The organism is Burkholderia seminalis DSM 23518 (genome assembly GCF_902832885.1).
GTDB lineage: Bacteria > Pseudomonadota > Gammaproteobacteria > Burkholderiales > Burkholderiaceae > Burkholderia > Burkholderia seminalis.
Genome location: NZ_CADFDK010000007.1, coordinates 129487 through 144212 on the forward strand (window position 1 = coordinate 129487; position 14726 = coordinate 144212).

Consider the following 14726-nt stretch of genomic DNA (forward strand, 5'->3'; position numbering starts at 1 on the left):
TCTCGCGAAGGCCGCGCCGCCGCGACGGCGGCGGCCGGCACGACGAGGCGATCCGCCTGTCGTGTCGCTCGATGATGCAATGCGCGGAGTCTAGCGCCGGGCCTGGCCGGCCGAGTTTCGCCGGCGGTTACACGTGTTACCTCGCATGACCGCTGAAACAGTCGGGTGCGGGGCGGCGGCCGGCCGCCGGGCCCTTGCCGGGCCGCATGCAATCGATCCGTTACACGAAATGCGCGCGAATGCGCTGCGCGAGCGCCTCGAGCGTCGCGGCGTCCGCGATCTCGCGCGCATGCATCCGCAGCTCGACGCCTTCCCGGCGCGGGATCACGTGGAAATGCACGTGCGGGACCGTCTGGCCGGCCGCCGCGCCGTTGAACTGGCCGATGAACACGCCGTCCGGCTCGAGCGCCGCGCGCACCGCCGCCGCGACGCGCTGCGTCATGCGGATGCCGGCCGCGGCCGCGTCGCCGGACAGCTCGAAGATCTGCGCGGCCGGCTCCTTCGGGATCACGAGCACGTGACCGTCGGCCTGCGGCATCAGGTCCATGATCGCGAGCGTCGCATCGTCTTCGGCGACTTTCACGCAAGGCAGTTCGCCGCGCAGGATTTTCGCGAACGGGTTGTCGTTGTCGTAGGTCATGGCGTTTTCCGATCTCGGTTGGACAGTTGGGCCGGGTGGCCAATGCCGGACGATTATCGGCCGATGGCCGCCCGGACATCAACTTGCGCGACGCGCAACACGGGGCGAGCCGCCGGACACGCGGCCGCGCGAACGCATGCGGTCGTCATCGCACGTCACGCGGCCGCGATTGCAACGCATCGCCCAAACCTGAGACACTGCCGGATCGTTGCCGGCCGGCACGCCACCGAGGACGCTCGCGCATGACGATCCCCCTCAAGAAGCTGATGCTGCGCGGTGTCGCACTCGCGCTCGTTGCCGCGATCGGCTACACGGGCTACATGCTGTCCCGGCTCGCGCCGATCGCGACCGGCTATGCGGCCAAGGCGCTGTGTTCGGGCGTGTTCGTATCGGGCCGGCCGGCCGCGTCCGTGATCGACGTGGACATCATGGCCGGCGTGCATCCGCTGCTGAAGCTGGTGCGCCCGTCGATCGATCCCGACCATCATCGCGCGACGGCGACCTTCGCCGGTTTCGCCGAGCGCGAAGCCGACTTCCGGCCGGGGCTCGGCTGCACGCTCGCGCCCGGACCCTCGCCCGGCGCGACGTCGACCGCGTTGCCGGCCGCGTTGCCGCCGCTTCCCGACCCGCCGGCCACCCCGCCCGCCCCCGCCACGCCGCCCGCCGGCATCGACGCGCACAAGCTGCGGACCGCGCTCGACCGCGCGTTCGACGAACCCGATCCGGCGCGGCCGCGGCGCACCCGCGCGGTCGTCGTGATGTGGCGCGGCCAGGTGATCGCCGAACGCTACGCGCCCGGCTTCACGGCCGATACGCCGCTGCCCGGCTGGTCGATGACGAAGACCGTGACGGCCGCGCTGATCGGCACGCTCGTCGCGCAGCACAAGCTGTCGCCCGATGCGTCGGCGCTGCTGCCCGAATGGCGCGGCAGCGGCGACGCGCGCGCGGCCATCACGCTCGACGAGCTGCTGCGGATGACGAGCGGCCTGCAGTTCAACGAGGACTATGACGACCCGCTCTCCGACGTCGCCGTGATGCTGTTCACGCAGCCCGACATGGCGCGGTTCGCGTCGGCGAAACCGCTCGCCGCGGCACCCGGCACGCAGTGGTACTACTCGAGCGGCACGAGCGCGATCGTCGCGCGTGTGATGCGCGAAGCGCTCGGCGGCAGCGACGGCGACTATCTCTCGTATCCGCGCCGCGCGTTGTTCGCGCCGCTCGGGATGCGCAGCGCGGTGTTCGAGCCCGATGCGTCCGGCACGCTCGTCGCGCCGTCGTACCTGTATGCGAACGCGCGCGACTGGGCGCGCTTCGGGCAACTGCTGCTGCAGGACGGCAGGTGGAACGGGCAGCAGTTGCTGCCGCAGGGCTGGGTGCGTTACCTGACGCGCGCGACGCCGCAGTCGGCACGGCAGACGTTCGGCGCGCAACTGTGGGTCAAGGTGCCGGAGCCGTTCAACGATCGCGATCCGAACGCGCCCGCGATGCCGGCCGACGCGTTTCATGCGGTCGGCCATGAAGGGCAGTTCGTGAGCGTGGTGCCGAGCCGTCAGCTGGTGGTCGTGCGGCTCGGGCTGTCGCGGCCGGAGGCCGCGTGGAATCACGAGGCGTTTCTCGCGCGCGTGCTCGATGCGGTGCCGGCGCCCGGCGCGTGACGGCGGGCGCGTGAATCGATGACGCGCGCGTGAAGCGGCAGCACTTGCAACGCCGCCGCTTCACACGCGGCCTGCCCGGCTTTACGGATTCGCGCTGCCCGCGTACTGCCTGAAGCCTTCGCGCGTCGCGAGACGTTCGATATAGCGCGACACCGCCGGCAATTCCGGATGGGCGAACGGCGTGCCGAACCAGCGGTTCGCCGACAGGCCGATCGGAATGTCCGCGAGCGTGAACGTACTGCCGGCCACGTACGCGCCCGTCTTGTCGAGTTGCGCATTCAGCACCTGCATGTGCTTCGTCCAGCCGGCGATCGACTGCGCGATGCCGTCCGGATCCTGGTGATCGGGCGACTTGCGCACGAGGCCGAGGAACGCGCCGACCCACGAGCGGTTCAGGTCCGAGCCCTGCCAGTCGATCCACTGGTCGACCCGTGCGCGCGCCTGAGGCTCGGCCGGATAGAGCGCGTCGCCGCCATGGCGGTTCGCGAGGTAGCGGATGATCGTGTTCGATTCCCACAGCACGAAGTCGTCATCCTTGATGACCGGCACGAGCGCATTCGGATTCAGCGCGAGATAGGCCGGATCGTGGGGCGTGCGGAAGCCCGCCCCCCAGTCTTCCTGTTCGAACGGCAGGTTCAGTTCGGTGCACAGCCACAGCACCTTGCGGACGTTGATGGACGGGATCTTGCCGAGGACGTGCAGCATGCAGTCTCCTTGTGAGGTCGGATGCGGAGCGCGCGGGACGCAGGACACGCCCCGCGCACGTTCACGCCGAATTTATACACGACGGCGGGGCAAACGGCAGGCCGGCCCCGCGAAATCGGCGTGCGGCCGGTTCGTCAGGTCGCGCAGCGCATGCTCGGCCGTCGGGAAGCGGAACATGAATCCTTCCCGATGCAGCCGCGCCGGCATCACGCGCTGCCCGTCCAGCAGCAGCTCGGCCATCTCGCCCATCGCGACGCGCAGCGGCGCGGCCGGCACGTGCAGCCACGCGGGGCGGCGCAGCACCTTCGACACGACCTGCACGAACGCGCGCTGGGTCAGCGGCACCGGCGCGACCGCGTTGTAGACGCCGCGCATGCCCGCGCTCGACATCGCGCGCGCGACGATCCGCAGCACGTCGTCCCGGTGAATCCAGCTCATCACCTGCGCGCCGTCGCCGAATCGCCCGCCCATCCCGAAGTAATGCGGCAGCAGCATCGGGCGCAACGCGCCGCCGGGGCCGAACACGATGCCCAGCCGCAGCACCACCGTGCGCACGCCGTGGCGTTCGAGCGGCTGCGCGGCACGCTCCCACTGCCGGCACAGTTCGGACATGAAGCCGGTGCCGGCGCTGCTGGCCTCGTCGAGCCGTTCGTCGGCCGGACGCACGCCGTAGTAGCCGATCGCGGATGCCTGGATCCACGTGCGCGGCTTGATCTCGGCGGTCTCGACCCAGCGCGTCAGCGCCTGCGTGACGCCGACGCGGCTCGCAAGCAGCCGCGCCTGCCGGCGCTTGCTCCAGCGTGCGCCCAGCACCGGCGCGCCCGCGAGATTGACGACCGTGTCGACACGCTCGTGCGGCCGCAGTTGTTCGACGGACGTCACGCTGCGTACGCGGCCATCAAACAGGTAGGCCGCGCGCAGCGGATCGCGCGCCAGCAGCGTGACGGTATGCCCGGCATCGAGCAACCGGTTCACGAGCGTTTCGCCGATGAAGCCGGTCCCGCCGGTCACGAGCACGTGGCCCGGCGGCTGACCCGCGAACGGATTGGCGGCCGGCACCCGGCGTGCGATCCGGCACGCGGCGATCCCGTCGCGCACACCCGATATGGTCACGCCGACGGCAAACAGGCTGAGCAGCCAGCCGCGCCAGCCGGGATCGAGCGGCTGCAGCGCGGTCGGCTCGTGCGCCCACACGGCCAGTTGCATCGCGATCATCCCGAACAGCGCGCCGCCGTTGACGGCCAGCAGCGTGTGCAGCACGCGCTCGGTGGCCGGCAGCTTGCGGCTTTGGTCCTCGACGACGAAGTCCCACAACGTCAGCGCCACTTCGACGAGTACGACCGCCGCGAGCGCTGCCACCCACGCCCCGTGAAACGCAACGTTCGCGATCGATGCGAACACGAGGCCGTACAACACGGAACGCACCGCATGAATCGCCAGTTCGAGCCGCGCGCGCGGGCTGTGCGGCAGGTCCTGCGTGAGTTCGTGGTGATAAAGCGTATCGAAGGCGCCCATCGCGCCCTGCGCGATCAGCAGGTTGAGCGCCCAGTCGAAAGCAGGCAAGGTGTTCATACGGTATCCCTCCTCCACAGCCAGACGAGCGGCGGCACCATCGCGACGAGCGCGACGAGGTCGATCGCTACGTGGCCCCGCACATGCGCCTGCCACGACAACAGCATGTCCTGCGGCGCCCAGATCGACAGGCCGGCCAGCAGCCAGCCCCACACTTCCCGTTTGCGCAACCGGCTGCCGAGGTGGACGAGCGCGAACATCCAGACCGACGCGCACTGTACCGTCGCGCCGGCCAGCGACATCCACCAGACCTGCTGGGCACGTGCGGCGTCGGGCGCCGTTCCTGCCCAGAAATGCAGTTCGATGCCGCGGTGATAGGCATCGAGCCACGGCGCGCCGGCCATCCACGGCACGACCGCGCCGACCAGCAGGTGCACGATCGCGACCGCCCCCATCCAGTTCACGACGACGCGGCGCCGGGTGTCGTGTGCGGGGCGCGCTGATGCCCTGCGTCCGGCGGCCTCGCCGATCCCGCACGCCGCGTCGTCGCAGCGCGCTTCGGCGTGATACCCGAGCCAGCGCGAAACGGCCTGCCGGTTGCGTGCGAAGCGGCGATACAGCGGTGCGAGCACGCCGCGCAGGGCCGGCACGCGCAGCAGCCAGGCGAGCCAGCGGCGCCCGGCCAGCGCATGGGCGGCCGCGACGCTGTCGACGCCGGTCAGCATGCGTCCGTCAGGCAGGCGCGCATGCAGTTCGCGATTCAGCGCGGGCAGGTCGACGCCCAGCGGCGCCGGGTCGAAGCCCGGTTCGGCGATATCGACGAACGTCAGCCGGTGTCGCGCGTCGCGCGCCGCGAGACGCCGAATTTCCGCGGCGCATAACGGACATCGCCCGTCGAAGTAAACTTCCAGTTCACTTGCGCTCATGATTTGCACTCCTTCTTTTTATCGAAAGCATCATGAATCGATCGACTGCATGCCGATGCCTCGAACCGCCGCGCCCGCACGGCGGCGACACGCTTAAATCGGCTTGACCACCATCAGGAAGTAGACGGTCAGCATCGCGAAAAACGCCGGATAACCGAGCAGTTCCCAGCGTTTCGCGTAGCGCCAGTAGCGCTCGGGCAGCGCGGCATCGCCGTTCGCGTGCGCGAGCCTCGCCATCGATGCCAGTTCGAGCTGCAGCCACACGACCGGCAGCCAGCACGCACCGGCGACCGCGTACAGCACGATCGACGCGAGCAGCCACGGCGTATGCCACGGCCAGCCGGCCGTGTGCGCGAGCCACAAGCCGGACGCCGGCTGGAAGATCACGGCCGGCGTCGTGAACCACCCGTCCGCGCGCACCACGAGCCGCGACACGGCCGCGATCGCGGGCACCGACCGCGTGCGGTTCGCGAAGAACAGGTAGAACGCGGTGCCGAACCCCGTGCCGACCAGCAGCACCGAGGACAGGATGTGAAGCGCCTTGATGACGAGATAGGTATTCATGCGCGTTCTTCTTCTGAAAAGAGGATCAACAGGATGGCGAGAATCGGCACGTTCTTGAGCACCGGACCGAACGGTTCGGCCAGCAGGCCCGGCATCGTGACCGCGATCACGGCCGAATACGCGACGATCAGCGCCGCTTGCGCAGCCCACAGGCGCCGCGAAGGCGCGGCGACGGTCGCGATGCCGAACGCGAAGTCCAGCGCGCTGGCCCCATAGAGCGCAAGCAACGCCGGCAGCCCCGTCAGGTGCGCAGGCGCGAGCAGCGCGAGGCTCGCGTGCAGCGGATGGATGAACGCGCTCGCGATGGCCGTCCAGATCCACACGATCGCGAGCGCGCCGCGCAGCAACGGGCGCCGCCACATCGCGAGCGCCTCGCGGCGCAGCGCGGCAGCGCTTTCCGTGCCGATGAAGCCGCCGATGACGCGCGGCGGCCGGCCGAGCACGGCCGCGGTGGCCGACGGATCGCCGGTGTTCCCGGCGCGCAGCATCGTCCACGTGTCGCGCGTGAACATCGCGCCCGGCAGCATGCCGGACAGGACGGCCGCCGCGCCGGCCAGCGGGCCCGGCAGCGTCACGCGCGCAGCCGGCGGAAACCCCAGCGCGGCCCGGTAGCAGGCCAGCATCTCGCGGTATTCGACTTTGTCGCCGCCGACCACGTCGATCACCCGGTTGCCGGCCTCCGCCGCATCGTCCGGTTGCACGACGAGCCGCGCGACGACTTCCGCGAGATCGTCGACGTGCAAGGGTCGCAGCCGCTGACGGCCGCCCGCCGGCAGCACATGCACGGGCAGGCTCGCGAGCATCCGGAACAACCGCGCCGACGCGCCGGCCGCGCCGTAGACGAGCGCGGGGCGCACGATGCGGGAATCGATCGGCAGCGTCCGCAGGAACCGGTCGGCCGCGTGCTTGCTCGCGAAGTACCGCGTCTCGCCGCGCTCGACGCCGAGCGCCGAGATCTGGATCACGCGCCGCACGCCGGCGCGGCAGCATGCGGTGAAGAGCGCGCACGGCGCGGCGCGGTGCACGGCGTCGAGCGTCGCGCCGCGTCGGTCGGCCAGGATGCCGACGGCGTTGACCACCACGTCGACGCCCGTCAGCCGCGGCAGCCACGCCTGCGGATCGACGTCCCGCGCGAAGTCGATCGCGATGTCGCGCGGGCCGGCCGCGTGACGCACGCCGCGCAGCACGTGATGGCCGCCGGCTTCGAGCTGCGCGCACAGCGCCCGCCCGATGAAGCCGCTCGCGCCGCAGACGAGCACGGTGATACTGCGCGCGCCGGTGCGATCGTGCTGTCGCGCCGACGGCAGGATTGCGTTCATCTTCATCCTCTATTTACAGTTATTTCTGTAAAGACAGAAATATCAACCCCCAAAAAAGCGGGCTGCCCGCCCGCACTTCCGCTACCGCTTACTTCGACGGCTTGCGCCTGACCGTCTGGCTGATCTTCGCGCCGATGCCGAGCGCCTTCATCAGCGTATCGGGCTTGAGCCGCAGCATCTCGTCCGACCAGGTCGTGAGCGTCTCGACGAACTGCAGCGTGTCGCGGATACGCTGTTCGGTCTCGCGGCTTTCGTTCGCGATCTCCGGACTCGTCAGGCAATCGCGCAGCACCGTGAGCGTCGGTTCGATCTCGCGCTGCCGCCGCCCTTCGACGATCAGCTTGAACAACTCCCAGATGTCGGTCGACGTCTCGAAGTGGTCGCGGCGGTCGCCCAGCACGTGCACGACCTTCGCGAGCCGCCACGCCTGCAGCTCCTTCAGGCTCGTGCTGACGTTGGAGCGCGCGACGTTGAGCGTGTCGGCGATCTCGTCGGCCGCGACCGGCCGGCCGGCCAGGTAGAGCAGCGCGTGAATCTGCGAGACGGTACGGTTGACGCCCCACCGCGAGCCCATTTCGCCCCAGTGGAGAATGAATCGTTCGGCAATCGGTGTGAGTTCCATGTCGGGAAATTTATTCATTTCAGTTATTTCTGTCAAGAGAGAAATAACCGGGGCGATCCGACACCGTCCGGCCGCGCCCGCCCGCGATCGGCCGCTTCCTTTACAATGCGCGGGATTTTCCGATTTCAGGCCGTCCCCGCCTTTCTGATAGACAGAGGTTTTTCCATGATCATCAAACCGCGCGTGCGTGGCTTCATCTGCGTGACGACTCATCCCGTCGGCTGCGAGGCCAACGTCAAGGAACAGATCGACTACGTGACTTCGCACGGCCCGATCGCCAATGGCCCGAAAAAGGTGCTCGTGATCGGCGCGTCGACCGGCTATGGCCTCGCGGCCCGGATCTCGGCCGCATTCGGCTCGGGCGCGGACACGCTCGGCGTGTTCTTCGAGCGCGCCGGCAGCGAAACGAAGCCCGGCACGGCCGGCTGGTACAACAGCGCCGCGTTCGAGAAATTCGCCGCCGAAAAGGGGCTCTATGCGCGCAGCATCAACGGCGACGCATTCTCCGACAAGGTCAAGCAGGTCACGATCGACACCATCAAGCAGGATCTCGGCAAGGTCGATCTGGTCGTCTACAGCCTCGCGGCACCGCGCCGCACGCATCCGAAGACGGGCGAGACGATCAGCTCGACGCTCAAGCCGGTCGGCAAGGCCGTCACGTTCCGCGGCCTCGACACCGACAAGGAAGTGATCCGCGACGTCGCGCTCGAACCGGCGACGCAGGAAGAGATCGACGGCACCGTCGCGGTGATGGGCGGCGAGGACTGGCAGATGTGGATCGACGCGCTGGCCGACGCCGGCGTGCTGGCCGACGGCGCGAAGACCACCGCGTTCACGTATCTCGGCGAGCAGATCACGCACGACATCTACTGGAACGGCTCGATCGGCGAAGCGAAGAAGGATCTCGACAAGAAGGTGCTGTCGATCCGCGACAAGCTGGCCGCGCACGGCGGCGATGCCCGCGTGTCGGTGCTGAAGGCCGTCGTCACGCAGGCCAGCTCGGCGATCCCGATGATGCCGCTGTACCTGTCGCTGCTGTTCAAGGTGATGAAGGAAGCCGGCACGCACGAAGGCTGCATCGAGCAGGTGTACGGGCTCCTGAAGGACAGCCTGTACGGCGCGACGCCGCACATCGACGCGGAAGGCCGCCTGCGCGCGGACTACAAGGAGCTCGATCCGCAGGTGCAGGAGAAGGTCGTCGCGATGTGGGACAAGGTGACCAACGAGAACCTGTACGAGATGACCGACTTCGCCGGCTACAAGACCGACTTCCTGCGGCTGTTCGGCTTCGAGATCGCCGGTGTCGACTACGACGCGGACGTGAACCCGGACGTGAAGATCCCGGGCATCATCGACACGACGGTCTGACGAAACGCCCCGCCGCCGCGCTCATCGAGCGGGCGGCGGGGCCGCGTTGCCGGCCGCGTCAACGCGGCGCCGGCTCTTCCAGATAGACGCCCGACGACAGCGTGGCCTTCACCTGCCGCGTGAATTCGTCGGTCGACACCTCCTCTTCTCCTGCTTCGATTGCCTCGTAGGCCTGGCGCACGACGTCGGCCGGCGTGGCCTTCGGCACGTCGAGGCCGGCCGTCAGGTCGGTATCGATGAACCCCGCATGCAGCCCGACGACCTGCGTATGCTGTTCGCGCAGCGAATGGCGAAGCCCGTTGGTCAGCGCCCACGCGGCCGATTTCGACACGCCGTAGCCCGACAGGATCGGCCGGTTCACCCAGCTCGCGACCGACAGGATATTCAGGATCGCGCCGCCGCCGTGGCTGGCGAGCGTGCCCGCGAACGCCCGCGACATCGCCAGCATCCCGAACACGTTGGTTTCGAAGTGCTCGCGCAGCGCGTCGGGCGCGCCGTCGTCCGTCAGGCTGCCGAGCCGCGCGATGCCGGCGTTGTTGATCAGCAGCGTGACGTCGCGGGCCGCATCGGCCGCCGCGGCGACGGCCGCCGGATCGGTCACGTCGAGCTTCACGGGCACGACGCCCGGCAGCGTCACGGTGGCCGGATCGCGCGCCGCCGCATAGACCTTGCGCGCGCCTCTGGCGAGCGCCTGCTTCGCGAACTCGAGCCCAAGCCCGCGGTTCGCGCCCGTCACGAAAACGACTGCACCTTCGATCTTCATGATCGTTCCTTTCGCATGATGAATCGCCTGCGCGCCGGCTCGCCGCGCGCATGAGATCCGGTGGAAAACGAGGTTGCCATTGCTTGCCGAACCGGTGCGCCGCCGACGGCGGGCGGCGAGCCGTCCGCCGCCCGATAGCCGCGGCGCCAAAGACGCCGACCGACTGCCATCCGTGTCCGGCCGTGGCTTTGCATCGCCGGCCAAGTCGACTACACTCGATGTCAATGTCGATCACCATTGTCTTTGCGGTGCATTCTGTTCGCGCCACGCCCTCATGTCAATGGTGATCGCCATTGTGTTTTCCAATCGACGCGATCGGCAAAATCAGGGAGAGATCGATGGGCGTATCAAGACAGCAGGCCGCCGAGAACCGGAGCGCGATCGTCGCGGCCGCCGAGCGGCTGTTCCGCGCGCGCGGCGTCGATGCCGTCGGGCTGACGGAGCTGATGAAGGAAGCCGGCTTCACGCAGGGCGGCTTCTACAACCACTTCAAGTCGAAAGACACGCTCGTCGCCGAAGTGATGGAAAAGGCGATGCACGACCGCGCCGATTCGCCGAACGCCGGCAGTCTCGACGCACAGGTGGCGGCGTACCTGTCGGCCGCGCATCGCGACAACGTCGAGGCCGGGTGCCCGCTGTCCGGCTTCGCCGGCGACGCGGCGCGGCTGACCGACGCGGCGCGCGCATGCTACGCGCACGGTCTCGCCGCGTATCTCGACCGGCTGGCGCCGATGGTGGCGGCCGAAGGCGCGACGCCGGAGCAGACACGTCGCGACACGCTGGCGGTCTTCAGCCAGATGGTCGGCGCGCTCGTGCTGTCGCGCGCGGTCGCGGGCACCGATCGCGCGCTGGCCGACGAGATCCTCGACGCGGGACGCAAGACGCTGGGCGCCGGACGCGGCGACCCGGGCACGCCTGCGTAACGCCGCCCTCCCGCGCTACTCGACCGCCCGCGCGGCATCCCACAGCGGTTGCCCGCCGAGCGCCGCATGCCACGCATCGAAACGCGTGCGCCACGCTTCGAACGGCTGCGCAAGCGGATGGCGCGGATCGTCGCTGAGCGAATACGCCATCCCCTCGATCAGCCAGCGCGGCTTGGTCGCGACGGCCAGGTTGCCGAGCACTTCGGCCTGACGATGATGGATCAGCTCGTGCGCGATGAAATAGGGGGTCCAGCCGCGCGGCGCGACGGCCACCCCGAAATTGCCGAGTGTCAGCGCCGCGCGCGCGCCCAGGCCGAACGCGTCGGCACACGCGCGCGTCGAACAGAACACGACGCGCGGCGCATCGTGAAACGGGCCGACGGCCGCCGCCGCGCGCGCATAGCCGTCGCGATACAGCCGCTGCGCGTCGCCGAGCTTCGCGGCATCGTCCGTGCAGATGTCGGCGCTCGGGCACGACACGCCGGGCAGCAGCGCGGGTGCGACGATGCGCAGCGGCTTGACGAGCGCATACGCGGCAATCGGCAGCGCAACGAGCAGGCCCGTGAGGGCGAAGGCGACGTGTGAGCGTTTCATCGAGGCGGAGGTTCCCTGGCGTTTCGTTGAAGTCTTCCGGCGTGAATGGTATCGGACCGGCGGCGCTTCCGGTCCGGCTTTTCATGCCGCGGGAAAACCGGCCGCCGGGCAGCGCCCGGCGCGGCCGCGAAGGCGCCGCGTACGCCCGACGCCGGCCACTCGCGTCACGCGGCATGCTCCGTGCGGGTCGCGCCGGCGCCCGCTCCGCGACGGCTCACGCGCACGCCCAGCCACAGCAATCCCGCGCTGCACACGAACAGGAGCACCTCGACCAGCACGGTCTCGACGTGCCAGTACCGCGTCAGCAGCACCGCGACAAGGTCGAACATGAAATGGAACGCGATCGCATACGCGAGCCAGCGTTTCGCGCCGCGCACGAACGCCTGCAGCACGATCAGCGACAGCCCGACATGCGCGGCCATCGCGCTCACGCGCTCGAACAGCGCGAGCAGCGGCGACACGAGCGTCATCCCCGCGAACTCCGACCCGATCAGCGAGCGCATGCCGGCCGGCACGACGACACCCGCGTGCGCGAGCAGGTAGCCGGTGCCGAGCGCGACGAACCCCACGCCGACCAGCAGCATCGCTTCCAGCCCGCCGTGCCCGAGCCCGAGCATCACGGCCGTCCGCGCATCGTGCCGCTTCGGCAACAGATACCGGAACGCGACCCAGCGCCCGCATTCCTCGAAGAGCCCGGCCGTCAACGCGGCGAACACGAGCATCGGCAGATGCCAGCGCGGACTGGTTCCGAGCCAGTGGAACAGCGGCGCCTGCCACGACAGGCGCAGCAGCGGCTGGAACACGAAGAAGGTCAGCATGCCGTAGCAAAACACGTGCAGCGGCACCTGCGTGCGGCGCCGCCAGCGGACCGCGAGCCACACCGGCGCGATCAGTGCCGCGACACCGGCCGCCAGCGTGGTGCACAGCAGCGCCGGGGCGACGGGATGCATGACGGCTGTCGTTACGCGAGCTGCTTGTGGAAATAGGTCGTCGCGCAGAGCGCGCCGTCGGGCATCAGCGCGTAGTTCGGCACGACGCCGACGCGCTGCCAGCCGGCCCGCTCGTACAGCCGCTCGGCGTCGCCGCCCGTCACGGTGTCGAGCACGAGCACGGTCTTGCCGGCGTCGCGCGCGGCCGCGTCGGCCGCCGCCATCAGCCGCGCGGCGATGCCCTGCCGGCGCGCGTGCCGCGCGACGAGCATCTTCGCGATATCCGCGCGATGCGGCTGGTTCTCGGGCTGCGCGGTCACGACCTGCACCGTGCCGACGATCCGGCCCGCCGCATCCTCGGCGACGAGCAGGATGCGCTCGTCGTTCGCGACGCCCTCGGCCACGCGCGTCCAGAACGCGACGGCGGTCGGCCGCGCGATCGGCAACATGAAGCTGACGGATGCGCCGCCTTCCACGCAATCGATCAACAGGTCGGCCAGCGCGTCGACGCAGCGCATCGCGTCGCGTGCGTCGATCCGACGGACGGTAACAGATTCGGTCATGCCCTCTCCGGTAGTCAGGCAGGCCGCACGCACGGTTTCAGCATGGGCCGGGATCCCAAACGCACGCCGGCCGGTCGTCGAGGCTCAAGAAACGGCGGCAGGCGTCCGGCAACGCCGCGCCCGGTCGGCGCGCGTTACCGCCCCATCATCGTACGCGATGAAAATTTCCGCTGCATCACCCGTCACGTCGCCTACACTTAGCCGAATGGATAACTTTCAACCCGGTATCAGCGACGTGTTCCACGCCCTCGCCGATCCGACGCGCTGCGCGATCGTCAGCGTACTCGGCCAGGGCGAGCGAACCGTTTCCGCGCTGGCCGCGCCGTTCGACATGGCGCTGCCGTCGTTCATGAAGCATGTCGCGGTGCTCGAGCGCAGCGGCCTCGTGCAGACCCGGAAAACCGGCCGCTCGCGCACCTGCGCGCTGGTGGTCAGCCGGGTGACCGAGGCCGAGACATGGCTCGCCGCCCAGCGCGCGCTGTGGGAGGCGCGATCCGACCGCCTCGTCGAATTCGTCGAACGCCATCATCAGGAGGAGCACGATGTCAGCCAGTCCCGTCGACCCCGCTGAAGCCCACGATCTCGTCATCACGCGCACGCTGCACGCGCCGCGCCGTGCGCTGTGGCGCGCGTGGACCGACCCCGAATTGCTGAAGGAATGGTGGTGCCCGAAGCCGTGGACCACCGACGTGCGCGCATTCGACCTGCGCCCGGGCGGCGCCTTCCACACGTTCATGCGCGGCCCCGACGGCGGCACGAGCGACAATCCCGGCTGCTTTCTCGAGATCGTGCCGGAATCGCGCATCGCGTTCACGTCGATGCTCGCGGGGGGCTGGCGGCCGCAGACGCCGTGGATGGGCTTCACGGCGATCGTCACGATGGCCGACGACGACGCGGGCAGCCGCTACGAGGCGCGCGTGATGCATCCCGATGCCGCGACGCGCGAGCGCCACGAAGCGCTCGGCTTTTTCGAGGGCTGGAACACGTGCATCACGCAGCTCGATGCCTTCGCCGCCGCCCTGCGTTGAACGGCTGAACGCGCCCGCGCGGGCAGCCATTGCATGCCGCCGCGCCCGCGCCTAGGATTCCTGAAGGAAGCATGACGACACGCCGGCCGCCGGCGTGCACCGTCGCGCGCGTTCCGCGGGAGGCCACATGTTGCACACGCACACGCATTCCACCCGGGTCAGCCGGCACCTGAACGCACCGCGCGGGCGCGTCTACCGCGCGCTGCTCGATCCGCACGCGGTCGAGCAGTGGAAGGTGCCCGACGGCATGACGTGCCGCGTGCACGCGTACGATGCGCGCGAAGGCGGCGCGCTGCGGGTGTCGCTGAGCTACGACGCGCCGTCGGCCGACACCGGCAAGACCACCGCGCGCACCGATACCTATCACGGCCGCTTCGTCACGCTCGTGCCGGACGAGCGGATCGTCGAGATCGACGTGTTCGAAACCGACGATCCAATGCTGCGCGGCGCGATGACGATCACCATCACGCTGTCCGACGAAGCCGGCGGCACGCGCGTGGATGCCGTGCACGACGGGGTGCCGCCCGGCGTGCCGGCCGCCGACAACGAAACGGGCTGGCGGATGGCATTGGCGCGGCTGGCCGCGCTGGTGGAAGCCGGGTGACGCCGCGCACG

The 14726-nt window shown here is 69.5% G+C and carries 17 protein-coding genes; 6 read left to right on the forward strand and 11 right to left on the reverse strand.

The window, feature by feature from the left end:
• Positions 1-220: 220 nt before the first annotated feature.
• Positions 221-640 carry an HIT family protein gene (locus tag HWX00_RS22200; RefSeq protein WP_034187724.1) on the reverse strand — a complete coding sequence of 140 codons (420 nt, stop codon included), beginning with the start codon at positions 638-640 and terminating at the stop codon, positions 221-223.
• 242 nt (positions 641-882) lie between these two features.
• Here HWX00_RS22200 and HWX00_RS22205 point away from each other — a divergent pair, with 242 nt between their 5' ends.
• Positions 883-2295: a serine hydrolase domain-containing protein gene (locus tag HWX00_RS22205; protein ID WP_175029037.1), complete on the forward strand. Its 1413-nt coding sequence runs from the start codon at positions 883-885 to the stop codon at positions 2293-2295.
• A gap of 81 nt (positions 2296-2376) precedes the next feature.
• Here the strand turns inward: HWX00_RS22205 and HWX00_RS22210 are convergent, their stop codons facing one another.
• The 6 genes from HWX00_RS22210 to HWX00_RS22235 all read right to left on the reverse strand — a co-directional run bounded on the left by HWX00_RS22210 (position 2377) and on the right by HWX00_RS22235 (position 7943).
• On the reverse strand, positions 2377-3000 hold the full coding sequence (locus HWX00_RS22210) for a glutathione S-transferase family protein (RefSeq protein WP_175029036.1): 624 nt from the start codon (positions 2998-3000) through the stop codon (positions 2377-2379).
• 72 nt (positions 3001-3072) lie between these two features.
• Positions 3073-4572, reverse strand: a complete 1500-nt coding sequence (locus HWX00_RS22215; RefSeq protein WP_175029035.1) for a TIGR01777 family oxidoreductase — start codon at positions 4570-4572, stop codon at positions 3073-3075.
• Positions 4569-5438, reverse strand: coding sequence for a thiol-disulfide oxidoreductase DCC family protein (locus tag HWX00_RS22220; RefSeq protein ID WP_175029034.1), 870 nt, complete (start codon positions 5436-5438; stop codon positions 4569-4571). Before HWX00_RS22220 ends, HWX00_RS22215 begins: the two co-directional genes overlap by 4 nt.
• 93 nt (positions 5439-5531) lie before the next feature.
• Positions 5532-6002, reverse strand: a complete 471-nt coding sequence (locus HWX00_RS22225; RefSeq protein WP_059559052.1) for a DUF2269 family protein — start codon at positions 6000-6002, stop codon at positions 5532-5534.
• Positions 5999-7321: an SDR family oxidoreductase gene (locus HWX00_RS22230; RefSeq protein WP_124608528.1), complete on the reverse strand. Its 1323-nt coding sequence runs from the start codon at positions 7319-7321 to the stop codon at positions 5999-6001. Before HWX00_RS22230 ends, HWX00_RS22225 begins: the two co-directional genes overlap by 4 nt.
• A gap of 88 nt (positions 7322-7409) precedes the next feature.
• Positions 7410-7943, reverse strand: a complete 534-nt coding sequence (locus tag HWX00_RS22235; protein ID WP_034187718.1) for a GbsR/MarR family transcriptional regulator — start codon at positions 7941-7943, stop codon at positions 7410-7412.
• 165 nt (positions 7944-8108) lie between these two features.
• Here HWX00_RS22235 and fabV point away from each other — a divergent pair, with 165 nt between their 5' ends.
• Positions 8109-9311 (forward strand): enoyl-ACP reductase FabV, encoded by a 1203-nt coding sequence (fabV, locus tag HWX00_RS22240; RefSeq protein WP_034187717.1) that lies wholly within the window; start codon positions 8109-8111, stop codon positions 9309-9311.
• 58 nt (positions 9312-9369) lie between these two features.
• Here the strand turns inward: fabV and HWX00_RS22245 are convergent, their stop codons facing one another.
• Entirely contained in the window at positions 9370-10074 is a 705-nt protein-coding gene (locus HWX00_RS22245; protein WP_034187716.1) for an SDR family oxidoreductase, read from the reverse strand.
• 338 nt (positions 10075-10412) lie between these two features.
• Between HWX00_RS22245 and HWX00_RS22250 the strand changes: the two genes are divergently transcribed.
• Positions 10413-10997 carry a TetR/AcrR family transcriptional regulator gene (locus HWX00_RS22250; protein ID WP_175029033.1) on the forward strand — a complete coding sequence of 195 codons (585 nt, stop codon included), beginning with the start codon at positions 10413-10415 and terminating at the stop codon, positions 10995-10997.
• 15 nt (positions 10998-11012) lie between these two features.
• Here HWX00_RS22250 and HWX00_RS22255 read toward each other — a convergent pair whose 3' ends face one another.
• From HWX00_RS22255 to HWX00_RS22265, 3 genes are all read right to left on the reverse strand, one after another.
• Positions 11013-11591 carry a hypothetical protein gene (locus HWX00_RS22255; RefSeq protein WP_175029032.1) on the reverse strand — a complete coding sequence of 193 codons (579 nt, stop codon included), beginning with the start codon at positions 11589-11591 and terminating at the stop codon, positions 11013-11015.
• Between the two features lie 164 nt (positions 11592-11755).
• Positions 11756-12541, reverse strand: a complete 786-nt coding sequence (locus HWX00_RS22260; protein WP_175029031.1) for a YhfC family intramembrane metalloprotease — start codon at positions 12539-12541, stop codon at positions 11756-11758.
• 11 nt (positions 12542-12552) lie between these two features.
• Positions 12553-13083: a GNAT family N-acetyltransferase gene (locus HWX00_RS22265; RefSeq protein ID WP_034187713.1), complete on the reverse strand. Its 531-nt coding sequence runs from the start codon at positions 13081-13083 to the stop codon at positions 12553-12555.
• A gap of 205 nt (positions 13084-13288) precedes the next feature.
• Between HWX00_RS22265 and HWX00_RS22270 the strand changes: the two genes are divergently transcribed.
• The 3 genes from HWX00_RS22270 to HWX00_RS22280 all read left to right on the forward strand — a co-directional run bounded on the left by HWX00_RS22270 (position 13289) and on the right by HWX00_RS22280 (position 14715).
• Complete coding sequence (locus HWX00_RS22270) at positions 13289-13654, forward strand: ArsR/SmtB family transcription factor (protein ID WP_175029039.1); 366 nt, start codon at positions 13289-13291, stop codon at positions 13652-13654.
• On the forward strand, positions 13626-14111 hold the full coding sequence (locus HWX00_RS22275; RefSeq protein WP_059559063.1) for an SRPBCC family protein: 486 nt from the start codon (positions 13626-13628) through the stop codon (positions 14109-14111). The genes HWX00_RS22270 and HWX00_RS22275 overlap by 29 nt, the downstream gene beginning before the upstream one ends.
• Before the next feature lie 127 nt (positions 14112-14238).
• Positions 14239-14715, forward strand: coding sequence for an SRPBCC family protein (locus HWX00_RS22280; RefSeq protein ID WP_034187710.1), 477 nt, complete (start codon positions 14239-14241; stop codon positions 14713-14715).
• Positions 14716-14726 lie beyond the last annotated feature (11 nt).

Coding starts and splice junctions, on each gene's coding strand:
- HWX00_RS22220 (WP_175029034.1), bottom strand. CDS start 5,438: ATGAGCGCAAGTGAACTGGAAGTTTACTTCGACGGGCGATGTCCGTTA.
- HWX00_RS22275 (WP_059559063.1), top strand. CDS start 13,626: ATGTCAGCCAGTCCCGTCGACCCCGCTGAAGCCCACGATCTCGTCATC.
- HWX00_RS22255 (WP_175029032.1), bottom strand. CDS start 11,591: ATGAAACGCTCACACGTCGCCTTCGCCCTCACGGGCCTGCTCGTTGCG.
- HWX00_RS22280 (WP_034187710.1), top strand. CDS start 14,239: ATGTTGCACACGCACACGCATTCCACCCGGGTCAGCCGGCACCTGAAC.
- HWX00_RS22260 (WP_175029031.1), bottom strand. CDS start 12,541: ATGCATCCCGTCGCCCCGGCGCTGCTGTGCACCACGCTGGCGGCCGGT.
- HWX00_RS22205 (WP_175029037.1), top strand. CDS start 883: ATGACGATCCCCCTCAAGAAGCTGATGCTGCGCGGTGTCGCACTCGCG.
- fabV (WP_034187717.1), top strand. CDS start 8,109: ATGATCATCAAACCGCGCGTGCGTGGCTTCATCTGCGTGACGACTCAT.
- HWX00_RS22235 (WP_034187718.1), bottom strand. CDS start 7,943: ATGGAACTCACACCGATTGCCGAACGATTCATTCTCCACTGGGGCGAA.
- HWX00_RS22230 (WP_124608528.1), bottom strand. CDS start 7,321: ATGAACGCAATCCTGCCGTCGGCGCGACAGCACGATCGCACCGGCGCG.
- HWX00_RS22265 (WP_034187713.1), bottom strand. CDS start 13,083: ATGACCGAATCTGTTACCGTCCGTCGGATCGACGCACGCGACGCGATG.
- HWX00_RS22250 (WP_175029033.1), top strand. CDS start 10,413: ATGGGCGTATCAAGACAGCAGGCCGCCGAGAACCGGAGCGCGATCGTC.
- HWX00_RS22210 (WP_175029036.1), bottom strand. CDS start 3,000: ATGCTGCACGTCCTCGGCAAGATCCCGTCCATCAACGTCCGCAAGGTG.
- HWX00_RS22215 (WP_175029035.1), bottom strand. CDS start 4,572: ATGAACACCTTGCCTGCTTTCGACTGGGCGCTCAACCTGCTGATCGCG.
- HWX00_RS22225 (WP_059559052.1), bottom strand. CDS start 6,002: ATGAATACCTATCTCGTCATCAAGGCGCTTCACATCCTGTCCTCGGTG.
- HWX00_RS22270 (WP_175029039.1), top strand. CDS start 13,289: ATGGATAACTTTCAACCCGGTATCAGCGACGTGTTCCACGCCCTCGCC.
- HWX00_RS22245 (WP_034187716.1), bottom strand. CDS start 10,074: ATGAAGATCGAAGGTGCAGTCGTTTTCGTGACGGGCGCGAACCGCGGG.
- HWX00_RS22200 (WP_034187724.1), bottom strand. CDS start 640: ATGACCTACGACAACGACAACCCGTTCGCGAAAATCCTGCGCGGCGAA.